Origin of the sequence: Helicobacter sp. (assembly GCF_022770205.1) — a bacterium.
Lineage (GTDB): Bacteria > Campylobacterota > Campylobacteria > Campylobacterales > Helicobacteraceae > Helicobacter_D.
Genome location: NZ_JALEIK010000027.1, coordinates 1 through 19241 on the forward strand (window position 1 = coordinate 1; position 19241 = coordinate 19241).

Genomic DNA, 19241 nt, shown 5'->3' on the forward strand with positions numbered 1-19241 from the left:
CTATTGAAGCAGCAAGAGCAGGAGAACACGGAAGAGGATTTGCTGTTGTTGCTGATGAAGTAAGAAAACTAGCAGAGAGAACAGGAAAATCCCTAACAGAAATTGAAGCAAATGTTAATATCCTAGTGCAAGGCGTGAATGATATGAGTGAGTCTATAAAAGAACAAACTCAAGGTGTAAGTCAAATCAATGAAGCCATTGCACAATTAGAATCTGTAACACAAGATAATGTAAGTGTTGCAAACCATACAAGTGATATTTCTACAAATGTCAATAAGATTGCTGATGATATTTTAGGAGATGTGAATAAGAAGAAGTTTTAGGGAGTTTGTATTACTCCCATTCCTTGAAGCCCTGCAATAATCATTTGGATTCCAACAGCTATGATGAAAATTAACGCAATGCGTGAAAGCACATATAAGACTAAATGCCCTAAAATTTTTTCAATCATCGCAGAGAAATAAAATAAAATTAATAAAAAGATAAATGCGGCAATCACGGCTCCAGCGGCAATTAGCATATTGCTTTCTTCTGCGATGATGATGACGGTGGATAAAGTCCCTGGTCCTACAAGCATAGGGAATGCCATAGGGATTATACTATGCTTTAAAAGCTCGCTAAATTCTAAATCTTTGTAGCTAGAAAAGTCTTGTTGTGTTTGTGAGAAGAGTAAGCTTTTAAGACTCATTACGCCAATGACTAAGCCACCTGCTACACGCAAGCTATCTAAATTGACACGAAAGAGATATTGCATTATAAAAGAACCGCTAAGAAGAAAAAGCAAAACAATCAAAAATGCTACCCATAGAATGTTGCGAAAAAGCTTTTGACGCAAGCGGATAGGGACTTGTTCTGTCATTGCGATGAATAAGGGGAGATTGCCAAAGGGGTTTAAAACGGCGATGATTGTAACGGTTGCTACGCCAATGATGTAGCTTACAGATTCTATGTTTTCAAACATTTTATGCCTTTGAAGTCGTTTTGGATTCCATTTGATTTAAACAATAAAGCCTTTGTGGGTTTGCGCTTGTTTAATGTCGTCCCTGTGTGAAGTTTCACAAAATAAAGCTTAAAGGCTTTTTAAACTCTAAAAGTTGGAATCGTAAATGCCATTTGATTTTAGTGCGCAAGGGTTTAAAGAGGGCACAAGCTAATCTAAAATGTTGGAATCTAAAATGCAATTTTGGGCAAACTCTACAAAAGGAATAATAGAGTAGGGCATTCCTAGATGTTCGCCTTGCTTGCATTCGTTTAAAGAGAGAATCAATAAGGAATCGCAAAATTCCCTTTCTTTACCAAGCTTATTTAAGCGTGTTTCTAGCGTCTGTGTAAAAGGCGCACAAAGGATTCCAAGTGATAAAGAAGGAATGTAAAAGTCAAGCTTATCGGTGTAGAAAAATTCTAGTTTAAAATGGTAGAGCAATTCTAAAAACACCATATTTTCAAAAAGCAGGTTAAAGTTGCGTTCAAATGAAACAGCATTTTTTAAAGTGAAATCCCAAAAATAGAGTTTTTTAGGTGCTAGGGCGTGTTCAAATTTTTCTAGCCAAAATAAGATTCCGCTTTTTTCTAAGGTTTGGGCATAAGCGTAGAATCTATCTTTTGAGAGTTTGCCTTCTTTTTTGAGCTTTGTGTAAATTTGATGGAGTGAGATTTTTTGCCCTAGATTTAAAATAAGATTGCGCAATATCCAAAAATCTGTTGGGCTAGATGCAAGCAGTTTTAAAAACTCTCCCTTTTTTTGCCCATTTAATTGTTCAAATAAATTGCCAAATTTTAAATATTGTGCTAGGGCGTATTCTTCTTGGATTTTACGCATTGCTAGAAACTCCGCAAAGGTGATTGGGGGCATTTGTATGTTGTGGAAATTTTCACAAGGGGTGCTAGAAATCACAATCAAAAAAGGGAGTATAAAATCAAGTGGAATTAAAGGAGTATGATTATCTAAAATCAAAATAGAAATATTTTTTTCTTTCAAAAATTGTTTAAGATTTTCTAAATCTTTTAGTGGGTTTAAGCGCGTGTCGTTGCAGTTAATGTAGAGTTTGTTCAATGCGCTAAATTGTGGCTTGCTAAAGTGGTGTAGCATGCAATCTGTTTTGCCAATTCCCATTGCGCCATAAAGGCAGGTTTTGCTTTGAAATTCTAGGGAAATTTGCCTATGGAATCGTAAGTTTAATTTCGGATAGGATTCTAATATTTTTTCAAGCATCTATAAATCACTAAGTTGTGCTAAAAATCCATCTAAATTATATGATTGTTCTAAATCTTTATTTTCAAAAATTAAAAAGAATTTGAAATTTTTATCGCTATTTTTATTTGCATTTTTTATCCATTCTTCTGCAATTAAATTTTTATTAATCGCATTTTGTTCGCTTAAAAAATCGCCTTTTGTTTCTATGAAAATCACACTTTTTTTAGTCCAAACAATAAAATCAGGGTAAAAATTCAAAAATCCATTAAAGCAAAAATCTTTTTTCTCTGTGTTTCTATAAAAACAAACCACATTATCATAGCTAGCAATTTTTTCTATCGCTTCTTTTTCAAATTTATTTAGCCTGCAAGCACTAAATAAAGACTTGCTAGAAGTGGTGATTGCTTGTGAGTCTTTGTCTATGTATTCTGGGATTTTAAAGCTATTTGTATCATCGGTTACCACAATGCTATCATTCTCACATTTTTTAAAAAATTGCTCTTTTGCGTGTTTGTCTAGTAAATCTTGTATTTTCTCTCCTATCTTAGTTGCAAAATGCGCTAAGGTATGTGCTTCTATTTGAATCCCAATTAACGCCCTTTTGACATAGTCTTGGATTGCGTTATAGGATGGGAATTTCTTTGTATCTGTTATGATGTATGTGATTTTTTGTGCTACTAAGTCTATGCGCTCCTCTCCGCTTTTGCTTGATAACTCTCTTTCTAGTTGTTCAAGTTTAGCTTGTGTGATTAAATCTGTATAAAGGCTACCATCTTGATTGATTCCTATTTCTTTAACATTTTGTGAAGCTCCAAAGTCAATATTGCTATCGCTTTTAGAGAGATTAAATCCTTCGTATAAATTTTCTTTAGCTAGCTTAATTGGTGTTATTCTGTTTGGAATTTTTATCGCAAAATATCCAAAACTTTTTCCTATAAATTCTTTAAAATTTTCTTTTATTTTTAGTTGATTTTCGTGCTTTTTCATTTCAATTTCCTTTTGTTGCTGTGCTTGTGCGATTTGACTTATCTCTTTTAATTCTTGTATGGAATCGTTATTTTGGGAGTTTTCTGGCGTGTGTGGAATTTCTTTTGTGGTTTCTATCGTTGTTTGTGTGGCTTGTTGCGTTTTGTTTTCTTGGATTTGTGTGTTACTAAAGAGTGAGGGATTGGGGTTTTGTAATGTGAATTGTTTTTTTGAAAAATCTTGTGAAATTTTTTGTAAATCTTCTTGGATTCTATAATCATTCTTGCTAAATCCCGCCCCTTGTAATCCTGTTTGAATCTCACTAATTGCTGCGTCAAATTTATCGCTATAACTTAACACATAGGAGCAATTAAGAGAGGATTGGCTTGACTTTCTAGCGTTTGGCTGCCTTAGGATTCTGCCTACAATTTGTTCAATATCTGTTTTATTGCTTTTATGCGATAGACTTGCTAGCACATAAGCACTTGGGCAATCCCACCCTTCTTTTAAGGCGTTAATGGTGATGATAAATTTAATAGGGCAAGTAATGGCTTTTAAATCCACATTTTTAATTTCATTGATTTTTGCGGTTTTGATTGCGATTTGATTTGCTTCTACGCCGTAACTAATTAGCTTGTCTTTTATGATGTTAAAGTGTTCTAGGTTTTCTTTGATTTGTTTTTCTGTTTTTTCCTCATTTTTGCTTTGTGCTTGGATTAGCACTAAAGGGCGGAAGTTTTCACCATTGCTGATTGCTTCCTTTTCTAAGCCCTTTTGTAAATCTATCGCCTTGTTAATTAGGCTATCTTCACTCTCAAGTTTATAGACGATAATAGGGAGTTTTATCATATTTTCCTCTTTAAGTTGCCAAGCGGGAATGAGAGTTAAAATATTTGTTCTCTCTTTTGGCGTGGCACTTAATTCTAAAATAAACTTAGGATTTAATCCCTCTTGTAACTCTAAGCTAAGTTCTGAAGTGGCTCTGTGGCTCTCATCAAGTATCATTAAAGGTCTATACGCCTTTAGCACATTAAATAAGCTTAGAGTTTCATTTTCTAAAAGTTTAGATTCAAAAGTGTCTAAATTGCTATTTTCTTCATAAATCTTTCTCTTGCTTTTTGCCTCTTTTAGACTATCAGCCATTATCACACAAACACAGAGATGATTTTCCACACTATGTTCATTAAAGCCTTCACCATTGATTAATTGCTCCTTATCAAAGACTAAAATCGCATTATTAAAATATGCACTTAAGGCGTGGTAATAAGGATGTGATTTATCGCGTAAGTTTGCAAGCGTTTGTGTTAAAATCGCTTCATTTGGCACAATCCATACCACAATACCGCTACTTTTGGATTCCATATTTTTATAATAAGTGGTAATAGAATGTAAGGCTAGAAGTGTTTTACCCCCACCTGTTGGGATTTTGTAACACACTTTTGGGATTCCATTAATGGTGTTTTGGTAAGGTTTATAGCCTTCTTTATGCGTGTAAAATTCCTGCCACACAGAATGTAAGTTGGTAAATTTTCCCATTGCATAAGGGCTTGTTTTTAAAATCTCTAAATAGCGTTGAAAGTCTTGTATCACGCTTGCTTGGTAGTGTTTTAATCGCATTGTCAGTCCTTTTATAGCTTGCGTATATCTCTTGGAATTTGTCTAAACTCTATGTTTTGTTCATTGAGTTGTGCTTGTGAGAGCGTGCAATTATCCGCATAGATGATATAGGAATCTTGTTTTTTAAGGCGTGGGAGAAACTCTAAGTTTAGCGTTGTGGATTTATGTTTTTCATAGATGAAATAAAGGGCTTTTTGGCTCACTTCCCCTACAAAATAGTTTGCGCTAAAGGCGTCTTTATCATAAGTTAGTGCTGTGTTAAACTCTGTGTAAAAGATGTATTCTAAAATCTTTTGTATCTTTAAATTTTCATTTAAAACCTTTTTGCCTTTTTTGTTAAGCAACACAGGCTCTCCTACTTCTAAAAAGCTAAACTCCCCTCCTGTTGCATTTAGCATTGGCTCTTTACCATAGCCGCTAATTGCGTATTTCACTCTTTGTGCTGTGATAGAGTCTGCATAATCCTCACATTCTATTAAGATAAACTTGCGATTGCCCCCATCTTGCTTGTTTAGCTCTAGCACAGCGTGGGCGGTGGTGCCACTGCCTGCAAAGGAATCTAAAATAATGGAATCTTTTTTTGCATAAGTTGCACATTGTATTAGGTTTTGTATTAGTTGCCTTGGTTTAGGATAATCAAAAATTTTTTTACCAAAAATTGCTAATAATTCTTTTTCACTTTCTTGATTATCGCCCCAATCTTTAAGTAGTAAATCCGTGATTGATTTTCTTCCTTGCTTTTCTTCTTCTGAAACATCTCTTCTTAATCCGTAATTTGTAGTAATAAATAAAAGAGAATGCTTAATAAAATCATCAATTTTTTCTTGTGAAACTGAAAATAATGCTCTTACTTCAACTTCATTTGTTGTTATTCCATTTTCATAAAATACATCGTTTAGATATTCTACCGACATAGTCTTTATTTTATAAACACCCTTTTTAATTACGCCTTTTTCTCCAAGTTTTACTCTAACGCCTTTTGAAAATTTTCTAACGCTTAGTTGATTTGTTAAATTAATCACTTTTTTTGTAGCATCGCTTAAGGTATCAAGGGATAATTTATTTAAGGATTCCTTATGTTTTGCATATACTAAAACATATTCCATAACTTTAGCGGTATGTTTTGCTAAAAAAGATGGTTGTTTTTTGCGTTTCCAATGCAAAGTATCTACAAAATTCCTCTCTCCAAAAATTTCATCACAGAGAAGTTTTAAATGCGCCATTTCATTGTCATCAATGCTAATAAAAATCACTCCGCTTTCACTTAAGAGTTCGTGGAGTAGCCTTAAGCGTGGATACATCATACAGAGCCATTTATCGTGGCGGGTTAAATCCTCTCTATTAACAACTTTGCTTAACCATTTTTGCATAAGGGGGCTATTGACATTATCGTTATAAATCCAATTTTCAGAGCCTGTGTTATAGGGCGGGTCTATGTAAATGCAGTGAATCTTGTTTGCATACATAGGGAGGAGGGATTTTAGGGCTAGGAGGTTATCGCCTTTTATGATTTTATTTTCTGCTAGATTTTCGTGGCAAATTTCTTGGGAATCTTTAAAATTGCTTGTGGGATAGCCATCTAGGCTAGTCTTTGCGCAATTTTTTGCTAGCCCAAGAGCTTCACGCGCGATACTAGAATCTAGTTTTGAGGCTTGTGAAGTGCTAGGGTAAGTGTAGAGTAAATCTAGTGTGTGGTAGGGAATGTAAGAGTAGTGGTTTTGAACCGCTTTTTTACCACGCCATTGTAAATGCACCATTTTTGTCCTTTAAAAAAGTAAAATTATAATGGAATTTGGATTAAGAAATTTTGTTTTTGTAAGAATTTTGTGAAATTTGCACCTAACCGCCCTTCTTTGGTGCAAATGTGGTGTTGTGTTTAAGCTTACGCTAAGGCGGTATGGCTTATGATTTTAATGTGATTTTAATAATTAGAGAAGTCTTAAGATTTCTCTAATGAGTTGCAAAATAGCGATGATGATTTTTAAAATCTTCTCTACCATTTAAACACTCTCACACTAAAGAAAGTCTAGCACTTAAACACATTACGATTCTAACTTTTTATGGATTAATCTTTGATTATTTAGTATAATTTGCGTTTTTAATGATGAGGTTTGTGATGTCTAAATTTGAAACAAAATACATTTTTGTAACAGGTGGTGTGTTAAGCTCTTTGGGGAAGGGAATCACTTCATCATCACTTGCGACACTTTTAAAGCATTCTGGATTTAAAGTTGGAATCGTGAAAATTGATCCTTATATCAATGTAGATCCAGGCACTATGAGCCCGCTAGAACACGGAGAAGTGTTTGTAACACACGATGGGGCGGAAACAGATTTAGACATAGGGCATTATGAACGCTTTTTAAATACGGATTTTACTTCTAAGAATAATTTTACAACAGGGCAGGTGTATTTAAGCGTCATTGACAGAGAGCGCAAAGGTGGGTATCTAGGAAAAACAATTCAGGTGATTCCGCATATTGTGGATGAAATAAAGCGTAGAATCCGCCTTGCTGGGGAGGAAAATGAGATTTTGGTAGTGGAGCTTGGTGGAACGGTTGGGGATATTGAAGGTTTGCCTTTTTTAGAAGCAATGCGTGAGATGAAGCACGAATACGGAATGGATAGGGTGATAAGTTTGCATTTAACGCTTATCCCGCTAATTCGTGCAGCTGGAGAGCTTAAGACAAAGCCTACACAACATAGTGTGCAAGAGCTAAGACGCATAGGAATCACTCCACAAATCATTATTGCACGCACGGAAAAAGAGATTCCAAAAGAGCTTAAAAGCAAGCTTTCTATGAGTTGTGATGTGGATTATGATTGTGTCATAACTGCACAAGATGCAAAAAGCATTTACCAAATGCCGCTTAATTTTTTAAAAGAAGGCGTTTTAGTGCCAATTGCTAGGTTTTTAAAACTTCCGGAGTTTAGCCCGGATATGAAAGAGTGGGATTTGCTTGTCAAGCAGATTTTAGCACCGCAAAAGGAGGTGAAAATCGCCTTTGTGGGTAAGTATCTACGATTAAAGGAGTCCTATAAATCGCTTATTGAAGCGTTGATTCACGCAGGAGCAAACCTTGATACAAAGGTGGATATTCAATGGATTGATAGTGAGGAGCTAGAGAAAAATGAAGATGTGCTAGAGCAGTTAAAATATGTAGATGGAATCTTAGTTCCGGGCGGTTTTGGTGAGCGGGGGATTAATGGAAAAATGCGTGCGATTACCTTTGCTAGAGAAAATAAGATTCCTTTTTTAGGGATTTGTCTTGGAATGCAACTTGCAATTATAGAGTTTTGTCGTAATGTTTTAGGGATAAAAGATGCGGATTCTATGGAGTTTAATCCTAAGACAAAAGAGCCGGCAATTTATTTGATAGAAAATTTTATAGATCAAGCTGGCAAGGAGCAAATCAGAACGCACACTTCGCCAATGGGTGGGACTATGCGTTTAGGTGAGTATAAATGCGTAACAAAGGATAATAGCAAGCTACAAATTGCATACCAAGGGCAAAAAATGGTGAAAGAACGCCACCGCCACCGCTATGAAGCAAATCCAAAATATAGAGCAAAGCTAGAAGCGCAAGGAATGGTGGTAAGTGGTGAGAGTGATGGGCTAATTGAAGCAGTGGAGCTTGAAAATCATCCGTGGTTTGTGGCGGTGCAGTTTCATCCGGAATTTACTTCAAGATTGCAAGCTCCTAATTGCGTGATTTTGGAATTCATTAAACAATCGCTTAAGTTTGCACGCGCTTAAGAGTATCCTGTGATTGCGCATTTTAAAAGACTTGATTTTAAGGGGGTAGAATCGCTTTTAAAAGAGCGTTTTGCTAAAGAAAAGATTAAGTCTTTAAAGGATTTGCCAAAACCTGAGAAACTTAATAATTTAATAGAAATTGCTACACGCATTAAAGTGGCAATGGAAGCAAAAAGGCGCATTGTTGTTGTGGGGGATTATGATGTTGATGGGGTGGCGTCTTGTGCGATTTTGCACGCATTTTTTCAAAAGATTTCATATCCTATTGGCGTGGAGATTCCAAACCGCTTTAGTGATGGTTATGGGTTGTCAAAGTCTGTGATTGAGCGATTAGAATGCGATGTGATTATCACGGTGGATAATGGAATCAATGCGATTGAAGCGGCAGAGATTTGTAAGGATAGGGGAATTGAGCTGTTAATTACAGACCACCATACGCCCCAAGAGATTTTGCCCAATGCGTTAATTTGTAATCCCAAGCTTTCCATTGACTTCCCTGAATCTGAGATTTGTGGGGCTTGCGTGGCGTGGTATTTGTGTGCGGGGTTAAAGCAAGTGCTTGGTGTTGAAGTGGCGATGGTGGAGTTTTTAGACTTGCTTGCTTTAGCAATTGTTAGTGATGTGATGCCTTTACTTGGGATGAATCGTGTGCTTTTAAAAAAGGGCTTGGAGGTGTTAAAAGGGAGTCAAAGAATGGCATTTGTGCATTTAAAGGAGCAGTTTTGTAGGTTAAATCTTGATGCGCAACTGATTAGCTATTACATTGCGCCTTTGTTAAATTGTGCAGGCAGAATGGATAGTGCAATGCTTGCTTACCGCTTTTTAATAGAGGATAATGTGTTGGAATCTCAAATGCTTTTAGATGCACTTTTAGGGATTAACACAGAGCGTAAGGCGTTGCAAAATGCGATTTACACAGAGGCTAGAAGGGAGTTTTGTGCGCAAGAAAATTATAGAGAGATTCCTTTTATCTTAACCTATAATCCTAGCTGGCACGAAGGAATTGTTGGGATTATAGCAGCGCGCTTGAGTGAAGAGTTTTTTAAGCCTTGTATTGTTTTAACGCAAAAAGATGGAATCTTAAAGGGAAGTATGCGCTCTAGTTGCATAGATTGTATGGAGGTTTTAGAGAGCGCAAGTGAGCATTTAGTTGCATTTGGTGGGCATTTTGGTGCGGCTGGATTGAGTTTAAAGAAAGAAGCTTTAGGGGATTTTAAGAAAGCATTAATGCGTTTTAGTTATGCGCAAAAGGTAGAATCTAATTTTAGTGATGTTTTAGGGTATTTACCGCTTAATGTGGTAGGAGATGCGTTTTTTGCAATGGTGCAGAGTTTTGCTCCCTTTGGAAATGCAAATGCGATTCCAAAGTTTTATGTGGAAGCTAAGATTGTTTATGTGCGTTATTTTGGTGCAGGGCATAGTCAATTAAGATTGAGCGATGGAACTGCTGTGTGCAATGCTTTAGTGTTTAATCAGGATTTAAGGGAGAGGCAGGGTAAGAAAATTGCTTGTTTGTATTACTTGCAGTGGGATAGTTTTAAACAAAGTGTGGTGTTGTATGTCAAGCATTACACTTTTTTATAAAAGTTATGCAGTAAGGTTGGAAGTAGCACAAGTGAGCTAGCAAGCATTAGAAGCATTGTAAGCGTGGTTAGGAATCCAAAATAAATTGTTGGCGTGAAGTTGCTAGTCATCATCATACAAAAGCCTACAACAATGATTAAGGTTGTGTAAGACATCGCATTGCCAATGGAGCTATGGGAGTTTATGAGTGCTTGCTCTAGGGGGTGGATTTTAAACTCGGCAATGAAGCGGTGGATATAGTGTATCGCATCATCAACGCCAATTCCAAGCGCAATTGCAGCAATGGTAATTCCCATTAAATCTAATGGAGTCCCGCTAAAACCTAAGATTCCAAAGATTACACCTAGTGGGATTAGGTTTGTTAAAAGGGCAATTAAGGCTAATTTAAAACTTCTAAAAATGAGAATAAAAACTAAAAAAATTGCTCCGATGACAAAGCTTAGGGTATTTACTTGCGCATTGATTAGGCTTTGTAAAAGATTGTTATAAAGCACCATTGCGCCATTGATTTCTAGCTTGACATTTTCATCTTTTAAAAGTTCTTGTAAGTCTGTTTTAATTTGCGTGATAAAGGCGTTGCGCTCTAAGGTGGGATTAGAATCAAAGGTGCGCAAAGAGAAGCGAAGTTGGTTTTCTTTTAAATTTGCATAGGGGGTAAAAAGCTGGGCTTTTAGCTCTTGTGAGAAATTTTTATACAAAAAGGCAAGGGTGAAGCCATCTGCGCCAATGCCTAGATTTTCTAAAAGCATTGCTAGGCTATGCAGGCTTAGGATTGAACCGATGTAAGTGCTAGTTTGTGGAGCGGTTTGTAGATAGCTATGCACGCTTTTTGCAATGCGGAGTTTTTGGCTATCAAACCAATAGGCGTCTTGGGATTGTAGGGCTTCAAATTCTTCTTCAAATTCTGACACAAAGGAATTTGCGGAATCCTTTTTTTCTATGAAGGTGATAAGAATTTCTAAGGGAATAGTGCCACCTAATGCTTTGTCAATTGTTAAAAGCCCTTGTTTAATGGTGCTAGAGTCTTTGAAGTAATTCACAAAGCTATTTTCAACTTTTAAATTTTGGATTCCATAGAAGCTAAAGGCTATGCAAAGCAGAGCAATGGTGTAAATGATTTTAGGGTGTTTTATTGCAAGTTTTACGCATAGGCATAAAAGGGATTCTTGGATTGTTGGGAGTTTTGCGATTTTTTTAGGCTTGGGAAGTAAGGCTAGAATGCTACAAAAGAGTATAAAAGTAAAGATTAAGGCTACGCTTACGCCTAAGCTCATTATGATTCCTAGGTGGATAATGGGTAAAATGTTGGAATACATCAGGCTTAAAAAGCCTACCATTGTGGTAAGCACAGCAAAAAAACTTGGGGCTTGTTTGCTTATTAGTGTTGCATAGAGTAGGCTTTTTTGTGTGGCGTTTGGGAATTTTTGATAAAACTCTAAATAGGTTACGCTTAAATGCACCACTAAAGAAACATTGATGATGAGCAAAAGGGAAACATAATTAGACGATAGGATGGTGATTTGGTAGCCAAGTGCTGCAAAAATCCCGCTACTTAGCACAAGGGTGAAAAAACAGATTCCAAGTGTGAGTGCTACAAATTGCCAATTTCTAAAAAATACCCAAAGCATTAGCGATAAAATCACGCTAAGTGCTGTTCCGTAGGTGATTAAATCAGATTTTATGTAGGCTATCATATCGTTAGCAATGAGTGTGATTCCGCCAATTTGCAAGCCCTCATATTTGCTTTGGAGTGCTTTTAAGGCTTTGATTGTGGAGTTATTTTGTGCTTGAAGGTTTATTGGCTCTTCTAAATGGGGATTGTCTTTAAGCGTGATGACAATGCCGGCGGTTTTTGCGTCCTTTGAGATTAGGTTTTGTAGGAAAAAGGGGTGGCTTAAAATCTCTTTTTTAGCAAGCTCTAAATCCACTTCTTTGGATAGTAAGGTGGGGTTAAGCTTGAGTGTTTCTTGCAAGTCTAGGTTTGGCACGCTTTTAAGCAGGGGTGCGTTTAGGATGCTAAGCGTGCTTTGGATTTGTGGAATCGCATTTAAATCGGCGGTGAGTTCTTTTAAGGTTGCAAGGGAGTTGTAGGAGAATATATCACTGCTTTTTGGAGTGTATGCTACGATTAAAAAATCTTTAATGGAATAGTTTTTTAAAAGAGATGTGTAAGCTTGAAAATCCTTGTCGTTTTCTAAAATTAAGCTATCAGAGCTTGCGTCAATTGGGAGTTTTAAAGCAAAGAATCCAAAAATAAAAAAGAAAGCCATACAAATTGCTAGGGTGCGTTTTGGCGCACGCAATAGCTTCTTATAAAAATGCGTAAGATGGAATTTAAATGTGTTATTTTGCTTCAAAAGAAATTTCATTGCGCAGATTATCTAAGAGTGCATTAAAATCAGATTTTGCTAGAAAATCGTTGATTTGTGAGCGGTAGGTTTGGATGATGCTAATGCCTAGGATGTCTATGTCATAGATTTTCCAATCCTCTGTATTGTTATAGAATTTAAAAATAATTTCATTGGTTTTGCCATTAATGATAAGAGAAGTTTTGAGATTATAACGATTGTTTTTTGGTTGGTTACTGCCGATAATTTCTATTTTTTCGTCTTGATAAAGCTTTAATTTATGCGTAAAATTCTTTTTAAGATTGCATTTAAAACTTGCTTTAAAAGCTTCAAATTGCTCTAGTGTTAGTGTTTTATAATGCTTAGAGAGTGCAAGTTGGCTCATAAGATTATAATCAAATAGCGGATCAAAAAGTGCAAAAATTTGGTTTGCCACTTGCTGAAGGGCAGCTCCATTTTGTGGCGTGTCTTGCGCTATTTTTGGGAGTTTTTGTAGAATGTGGAAGGTTGCTTCAATATTTGTTTGCATTGTGCTATTGATTTTGTCAAATTCTATGCTAAAAGCAAGATTGGTTAAAAGAATGCAGCCTAAGAGAAGTTTTGCTAAAGTTTTCATCAATCTCCTTTGATAAGTTCATTGCGGTATTGAAAATAAGCATCACGCATTAAAATATAACCATCGCTGATTGCTCCTTGCCGTAAGCTATCAATGGTATTTTTATGGTATGCAACGGAGCTAAACTCTTTTAATGTGCTAGTTGTGATACTTAGTAGGGTGGGATTGAGATAGCTTATGGGATTTGCTAGCGCATTTAAGGGCATAGCAAGGGTATCACGCACACTACTTGGTCCTAAAAGGGGTAAAACAAGATACGCACCACTCTCAATCCCCCATTTTCCAAAAGCGATTCCAAAGTCAGTTTTATGAGAATAAAGCCCATTTTGCGATGCAACATCAAAAAGCCCTAAGATTCCAACAGAGGAATTTAGCGCAAAACGCCCAAGTTCATCCATCGCTTCTTTGGGTTCAAAGGCAAGCAAATGCGCTAAAAAGCGCAAGGGTGAAGTGAGATTGTCAAAGAAATTATAGATTCCATAGCGATAGCCTAAGGGAATCATTTTGTTATAAGCCTTTAGCAATGGATTGAGGGCATAATCATAAACTTCCCAATTTAGCGTGTAGATGAAGTGATTGTAACCATAAAGCGGGTCGCTAGGCTCTTTGGTGCTATATTCTTCTTCAAAACTATTGAGTAAATCTATGGAGTCTAACGCATAAAGGGCAGTGTTAAAGGCAAATAAAATCCCTAGAATCAGCCTTTTAAACATAATTTTTCCTAAAGATGCTTTGTGATTTTTGTAACAAGACTTTGTGTGTCAAGTCCTAGTTTTGTTTCTATAACTTCAACTTTTCCGTGTGGAATAAACGCATCTTCAAATTCTAAAGAGCAGATTTGAATCCCTAGCGTATTTTCTTGTACAAATGCACTTAAAATCTGTCCGATTCCGCCAATTTTAGCACTATCGCTAAAGATAAACCACTTTTTATGAGTTTTTGCAAGGGAGATTAAGGCGTTTTTGTCCAAAGGCTTTGCAAAGCGCAAATCCACTAAACTTGCATTAATTCCTTGTTTTTCTAATTCAAGCAAGCATTTGTATGCGCGTCCTACACCATTGCCATAACCTAGTAATAAAATCTCACTTTTGCATTCTTTTAAAATTTCTAATTTTCCATATTCAAAGGGCGTGCTATGAAAAATCTCTTCTTTGAGTAAAAAAGCCTTTCTAGGATAACGGAATGCACAGGGTCCGCTTGAAAAATCTCTAGCAAATTTGACAGCTAAGGCAAGTGTGGCTAAATCGCGCGGTGCAAAAAGGGTAAAATTTGGAATTAGATTTAAATAGCCAATGTCAAATGCGCCTTGGTGTGTTTCGCCATCTTCCCCTACGATTCCTGCTCTATCAATGGCAAATTTTACAGGTGTTTTCATAATGCCTACATCGTGGATGAGTTGGTCAAAAGCGCGTTGTAAGAAAGTGGAGTAAATTGCCACAAAAGGCTTAAAGCCTTCCTTTGCTAATGCACTAGCTTGTGTGGTGGCGTGTTGCTCGGCAATGGCAACATCCCAAAAGCGATTAGGGTAGGCTTTAATGAGTTTATCTAATCCTGTGCCGCTAGGCATTGCAGCAGTGATTCCAACAATGCTAGAGTCTTTATCTGCAAGCTCAAGTAGGGTTTGTGCAAAGATAGAAGTAGGAGATTCTACACTGCTTTTTGCAAGGGATTTTTTTTGTGGATCAAAGGGGCTAACTCCGTGCCATTGCTCTAAATGCCCTTCTGCTGGAGTGTATCCCTTGCCCTTTAGGGTTTGTGCGTGCACAACAACAGGTTTTTTGGTGCTTTTAGCAAGGATTAGAGTGTTAATGATTTCTTTTAAATTGTGTCCATCAATTGGTCCGATGTATTCTAGTCCTAGTTCTTCAAAAAGGATTCCGGGTGTGATGAGTTTTAAGGATTCTTCAAAGCGTTTAACAATATAGGTAGCATTTGGCATATTATTGATTGCATTGCCGATTTTGTTTTTAATCCCCTGCACAAATTTCCCTGCAATGATTTGAGAGAGATATTTACTAATTGCTCCAATGGGTTCTGCAATGCTCATTTCATTATCATTTAGGATAATTACCATTGGATATTTGCGATCGCCTAATTCATTTAAGGCTTCATACACAAGCCCAGCACTCATTGCTCCATCGCCAATGAGTGCAACAGGAGTGTGATTGCTACCCTTAAGAGAGAAGGCTTTAGCTGCCCCTACTCCTAGAGAGATAGAAGTAGAGCTATGTCCGGCAATGAAGTAGTCTTGCACGCTTTCACTAGGTCTTGTAAAGCCGCTAATTCCATCGCTTTGACGCAGTGTTTCAAAGGAATCCCAACGCCCTGTTAAGAGCTTATGCGCATAAGCTTGATGGCTAACATCAAAGATAAAGGGATCATTTGGGCTATCAAAAACATAGTGCATTCCAATGATGAGTTCTACTGCGCCAAGTGTTGAGCTAAGATGCCCTCCGTTTTTAGAAACGACTTCTAAAATTCTTTCACGCACGAGTTGTGCAAGCGTGTTTAGAGTAGCAAAATCTTTTTCACTGAGTGTATTTTTGTTTAGAATTTCTAAATATTTCGGATCAAGTGGCATTAGGATTTATTCTCTAAAATGGATTTTTTTAAGGTTTCAAAGCGTGCAAAGATATTACCATCAATATTGCCTGCATTGCTTAAAATCACAACGCCACCTTTAGCAATGGCGATGTCTGCTTCAAGGATGACATTGTTTAAATCCTTTAAGGATTCTTTTAGTACTTCTAAATCTCCTGGAAAAACTTTTAATTTCACTTCCGTATTTTGCGCAACATCTTGTAAAAGAGTGCGCGCTAAAGAAGAGGCAATTTTTGCACTATTTGCGTTAATTTCAGCAGTGATGACTTCTTTTGCAATATCAAGTGCGATGGAGCTTAATTCTTTTTCTAGGTTTAAAATATGGTTTTTGGATTCTAAAATATTTGTATCAATGCGCTGAATGCTTAATGCATAAAGCTCTTTTTGGCTATTAATTTGCGCTTCTAATTCTTGTTTTGCCTGCTGATAACCTTCATTATAACCCTGCTCTTTTGCCTCATTTTTTGCAAGGGAAACTTTTTCGTTGATTTCTCTTTCTTGTTTGTCAAATTGCTCTTGGAGTTTTTGTAAAGATTCTGCTAGCACATCACTTTTTTGTAAGATTTTATCCACAACTTCTGCTTCAAAGAGTTTTAGCGCAGGAGCATCAATGCTTGGTTCAGTAGGTTGTGGCGTTTCAACAGCTTGCAGGGCGGGCTCTGGCGTGTCTTCTTCTTGTGTGCTAGGCTCTGCATTGGGTTGGGATTTCTTTTTTGGTGTAATTTCCATATTACGAAAATTGTATTTTTTAATATCGTGCCGATTTTTGTGCTGCTCTGTAATAATATTTTCGTGTTCGTTAATATTATTCAATGGTATCATCTTGTTCGCCAATTTGGATAATGCCTTGCTCAGAGAGGGATTGCACAGTTTCTACAATTCTGCGTTGTGCAGCTTCTACATCTTTGACTTTGACTGCACCTAAAAATTGCATTTCTTCTAAAAATTGCTCTCCTGCTCTTTGAGACATATTTGAAACAAATTTTTGTTTTAACTCTTCAGGTGATGCTTTGAGTGCTAAAATCAAATCTTTTTTATCAGCAATTTTTAGAATTTCTCTAATTGCATTATTATCAAGTTTTTCAATATCTTCAAAAGTAAACATCATTTCTTTGATTGCAACAGCAAGTTGGTCATCAATTTGCTCAATATAGGCAATGGTTGCTTTGGAAGCTTTCTGTCCTAAGCGGTTAAACACTTCTGCAACAGCACGGATTCCACCCACTTCAACTTTATAGCTTGTTAGGGATTCTAGTTTGTTTTCTAAAACGGTTGAAACGCGTTTGACAACATTTGGTGAAATATCGCCTAAGTTTGCCATACGGATTGCAATTTCTGCGCGCAAATCGTCTGAAAAGAAGTTGAGTGTTTCTGCTGCGTTTGTGGGATCCATATGCGCTAGAATCAGAGCAATGGTTTGTGGGTGCTCGTGGATAATGAAATCTGAAAGTTGTTGTGGACGCACGCGTGAGAGATAGGCAAAGTTTTGAGAAGATTGCATAGATTTTGCAAGTTTGTCCAAAACTTTCTTAGCAGCTTCTGGTCCAAGTGTGCGGTATAGCAACTCTTTTGCATATTCAAAACCGCCTGTGGAAATGTATTGATTGGATTGAAAAATCGCATAAAATTCTTCTAAAATTGCTGCAGCAATCACTTTATCAACACCAGAGTTTTGTGCAATGTATTTGGAAATTTCTGTGATGGAATCTAAATCAAGATGGGAAAAAATTTCTCCTGTTAATTCATCGCCTAATTGCACAAGTAAAATAGCAATTTTTTCTGCCATTGAGAGTTCATCGTATTGGGATTGTTGGCGTGGGCTTAGTGAGATGGAAGGCATTAGCGTTTTCCTCCTATGTTGTCAAACCCTAGTTCATCGTGCACTAGTGTTTGGAATAAGTTTGCAAGATCAGTTGGTTTTTCTGCTGCAAGATCTTTGATTTTTTCAAGTAGCACATTATACTTGATTTCATCTTCGTTTGCACCACTTCCAAAGCCAAGTTGATCTTCAATTCTACGACGCATTTCATTGAGGCGATCGTTATTTTCTTCTTCGTCATCGTCAATTTTAATAAGCGATTCCAACTCCTCTTCTTCATCTGCTTTTGCTTCAAGCATACGCTCGCTAAAGGGAACAATCACTTTTTTGTAAAAGAAGAAGAGTATGATGCCTACAAGCACATATTTAAGCAGCGGCATAAATGGCTCTAAAAGTTTTGTAGAAGTTTCTAAGAATCGCTCTAAGGGTGTGCGCCCTTTAAATCCTGCAAGCTGTCCGTTTAATTGGAAATTGCTAACAGAAACTTCATCGCCTCTTTGCTCATTGTATCCGATTGCTTGGCGCACAAGGGCGGAGATTTTTGTCATCTCTTCTTCGTTTAAAGCGATGTATTTGAGTTGCTCTACACCTTCTGCATTGAGTTCTCTTTCATAGCGTCCATCCACAACCACAGCAGCAGATAATCTACGGATTGTAGCAAACTCTCCTTTAATATTAGAGATGGTTTTGCTGATTTCAAAATTTGTTGTGTTTTGTGTTTTTTCGTATTTTTCCTTTGTGTCATCATCCTCTAGCCCTTGCACAGGACCTATGTTGCTCACCACTCCGGGCACTCCGCCAATTTCTTTAGGGCGGAATCCTTCACGCTTTTCTTCTAAATCTTGAATGCTGCGCACAACATTATTGGGATCATAAAATTCTTGTGTGCTTTCTTTTTGCGCGAAGTCAAATTCTGCAGTAACTTTTGCTACAACACCATCTTTGCCCCCCGTGATTGGAGATAGGATATTGACAATTTTTGCTTCTAAAGCGTGTTCAAAATCTGTTTTATAGCGCAGTTGTGCTACTGCTAAATCTCTAGCACCGCCTAATTCATCAAGCTCGCTTAGGGGTTCTCCCCTTTCATTGACAACTTCTACATTTTGGATGGTTAGGTTTGGCACAGCGGAAGAAACAATGTTTTTAATCCCTGAAATTTGCTTAGGTGTTAGGGTTTGTGCAGGCTTAAAGACAAGCACAACAGAAGCAGTTGGCGGGGTTTGTTCACTAACAAAGACGGTTTTTTCAGGTTGGGCTAAATGCACGGTTGCTTTTTGGATGGGTGCTAGGCTTTCAATTGTGCGGGCTAATTCACCTTCAATTGCGCGCAGGTATTTAATGCGTTGGTCAAAATCTGTCGCACCAAAATCTTTTGTGTCAAAGATTTCAAAACCAATTTTGCTACTTTTTGGGATTCCGTTGCTTGCAAGCTTCATTCTCTCTTCATAAACAAATTCTTGCGGAACTAGAATCGTATTGTCTTTTGGGATTTTGTAGGGAATCTTATCTTGCTGGAGTTGCTGGACAATGAGTGCGCCATCTTCTGGGCTAACTCCTTCAAATAAAACGGCATAACCCGGATATAAGATTCCAGCTTTGTTGTTGGTAGAATTCCATACGATAAGCCCCGAGATAAATCCTACCACAACAACAATTGTTGCTAAAATGACAATTTTTTGTTTTTTGTTTAGCTTTTTATAAAGGCTTCTAATCTGCTCAAAAAGTATTTTTAAATCCAA

The 19241-nt window shown here is 37.0% G+C and carries 14 protein-coding genes; 3 read left to right on the forward strand and 11 right to left on the reverse strand.

Features of this window, described 5'->3' with window-relative positions; translation table 11 throughout:
- Positions 1-323 (forward strand): methyl-accepting chemotaxis protein (locus MRZ19_RS05425; protein ID WP_291031146.1); only part of this gene is annotated, 323 nt, incomplete at its 5' end.
- Here MRZ19_RS05425 and MRZ19_RS05430 read toward each other — a convergent pair.
- From MRZ19_RS05430 to MRZ19_RS05445, 4 genes are all read right to left on the reverse strand, one after another.
- Positions 320-961, reverse strand: a complete 642-nt coding sequence (locus MRZ19_RS05430) for a MarC family protein (protein WP_291031148.1) — start codon at positions 959-961, stop codon at positions 320-322. The two genes, MRZ19_RS05425 and MRZ19_RS05430, sit on opposite strands and share 4 nt — an antisense overlap.
- 189 nt (positions 962-1150) lie before the next feature.
- Complete coding sequence (locus tag MRZ19_RS05435; protein ID WP_291031150.1) at positions 1151-2212, reverse strand: ATP-binding protein; 1062 nt, start codon at positions 2210-2212, stop codon at positions 1151-1153.
- Positions 2213-4777, reverse strand: coding sequence for a DEAD/DEAH box helicase family protein (locus MRZ19_RS05440; protein ID WP_291031152.1), 2565 nt, complete (start codon positions 4775-4777; stop codon positions 2213-2215).
- Between the two features lie 11 nt (positions 4778-4788).
- On the reverse strand, positions 4789-6534 hold the full coding sequence (locus MRZ19_RS05445) for a site-specific DNA-methyltransferase (RefSeq protein ID WP_291031154.1): 1746 nt from the start codon (positions 6532-6534) through the stop codon (positions 4789-4791).
- A 359-nt stretch (positions 6535-6893) separates the two neighbouring features.
- Here MRZ19_RS05445 and MRZ19_RS05450 point away from each other — a divergent pair, with 359 nt between their 5' ends.
- Together MRZ19_RS05450 and recJ are read left to right on the forward strand one after the other, a co-directional pair.
- A complete protein-coding gene (locus tag MRZ19_RS05450; RefSeq protein WP_291031156.1) occupies positions 6894-8534 on the forward strand; it encodes a CTP synthase in 1641 nt (546 codons plus the stop codon).
- A gap of 9 nt (positions 8535-8543) precedes the next feature.
- Positions 8544-10118, forward strand: a complete 1575-nt coding sequence (gene recJ, locus MRZ19_RS05455) for a single-stranded-DNA-specific exonuclease RecJ (RefSeq protein WP_291031158.1) — start codon at positions 8544-8546, stop codon at positions 10116-10118.
- Here recJ and MRZ19_RS05460 read toward each other — a convergent pair.
- From MRZ19_RS05460 to fliF, 7 genes are read right to left on the reverse strand one after another with little or no spacing between them, the layout of a single operon-like run.
- Positions 10103-12487, reverse strand: a complete 2385-nt coding sequence (locus MRZ19_RS05460) for an MMPL family transporter (protein ID WP_291031160.1) — start codon at positions 12485-12487, stop codon at positions 10103-10105. The genes recJ and MRZ19_RS05460 overlap by 16 nt on opposite strands.
- On the reverse strand, positions 12462-13082 hold the full coding sequence (locus tag MRZ19_RS05465) for an ABC transporter substrate-binding protein (RefSeq protein ID WP_291031162.1): 621 nt from the start codon (positions 13080-13082) through the stop codon (positions 12462-12464). Before MRZ19_RS05465 ends, MRZ19_RS05460 begins: the two co-directional genes overlap by 26 nt.
- Complete coding sequence (locus MRZ19_RS05470) at positions 13082-13795, reverse strand: VacJ family lipoprotein (protein WP_291031164.1); 714 nt, start codon at positions 13793-13795, stop codon at positions 13082-13084. The genes MRZ19_RS05465 and MRZ19_RS05470 overlap by 1 nt, the downstream gene beginning before the upstream one ends.
- Before the next feature lie 8 nt (positions 13796-13803).
- On the reverse strand, positions 13804-15663 hold the full coding sequence (gene dxs / locus MRZ19_RS05475) for a 1-deoxy-D-xylulose-5-phosphate synthase (RefSeq protein ID WP_291031169.1): 1860 nt from the start codon (positions 15661-15663) through the stop codon (positions 13804-13806).
- The gene (gene fliH, locus MRZ19_RS05480; RefSeq protein ID WP_291031175.1) at positions 15663-16505 is read right to left on the reverse strand and encodes a flagellar assembly protein FliH; all 843 of its coding nucleotides are present in this window, start codon (positions 16503-16505) and stop codon (positions 15663-15665) included. Before fliH ends, dxs begins: the two co-directional genes overlap by 1 nt.
- Positions 16489-17523, reverse strand: a complete 1035-nt coding sequence (gene fliG, locus MRZ19_RS05485; protein ID WP_291031177.1) for a flagellar motor switch protein FliG — start codon at positions 17521-17523, stop codon at positions 16489-16491. Before fliG ends, fliH begins: the two co-directional genes overlap by 17 nt.
- Complete coding sequence (gene fliF, locus MRZ19_RS05490) at positions 17523-19241, reverse strand: flagellar basal-body MS-ring/collar protein FliF (RefSeq protein WP_291031179.1); 1719 nt, start codon at positions 19239-19241, stop codon at positions 17523-17525. The genes fliG and fliF overlap by 1 nt, the downstream gene beginning before the upstream one ends.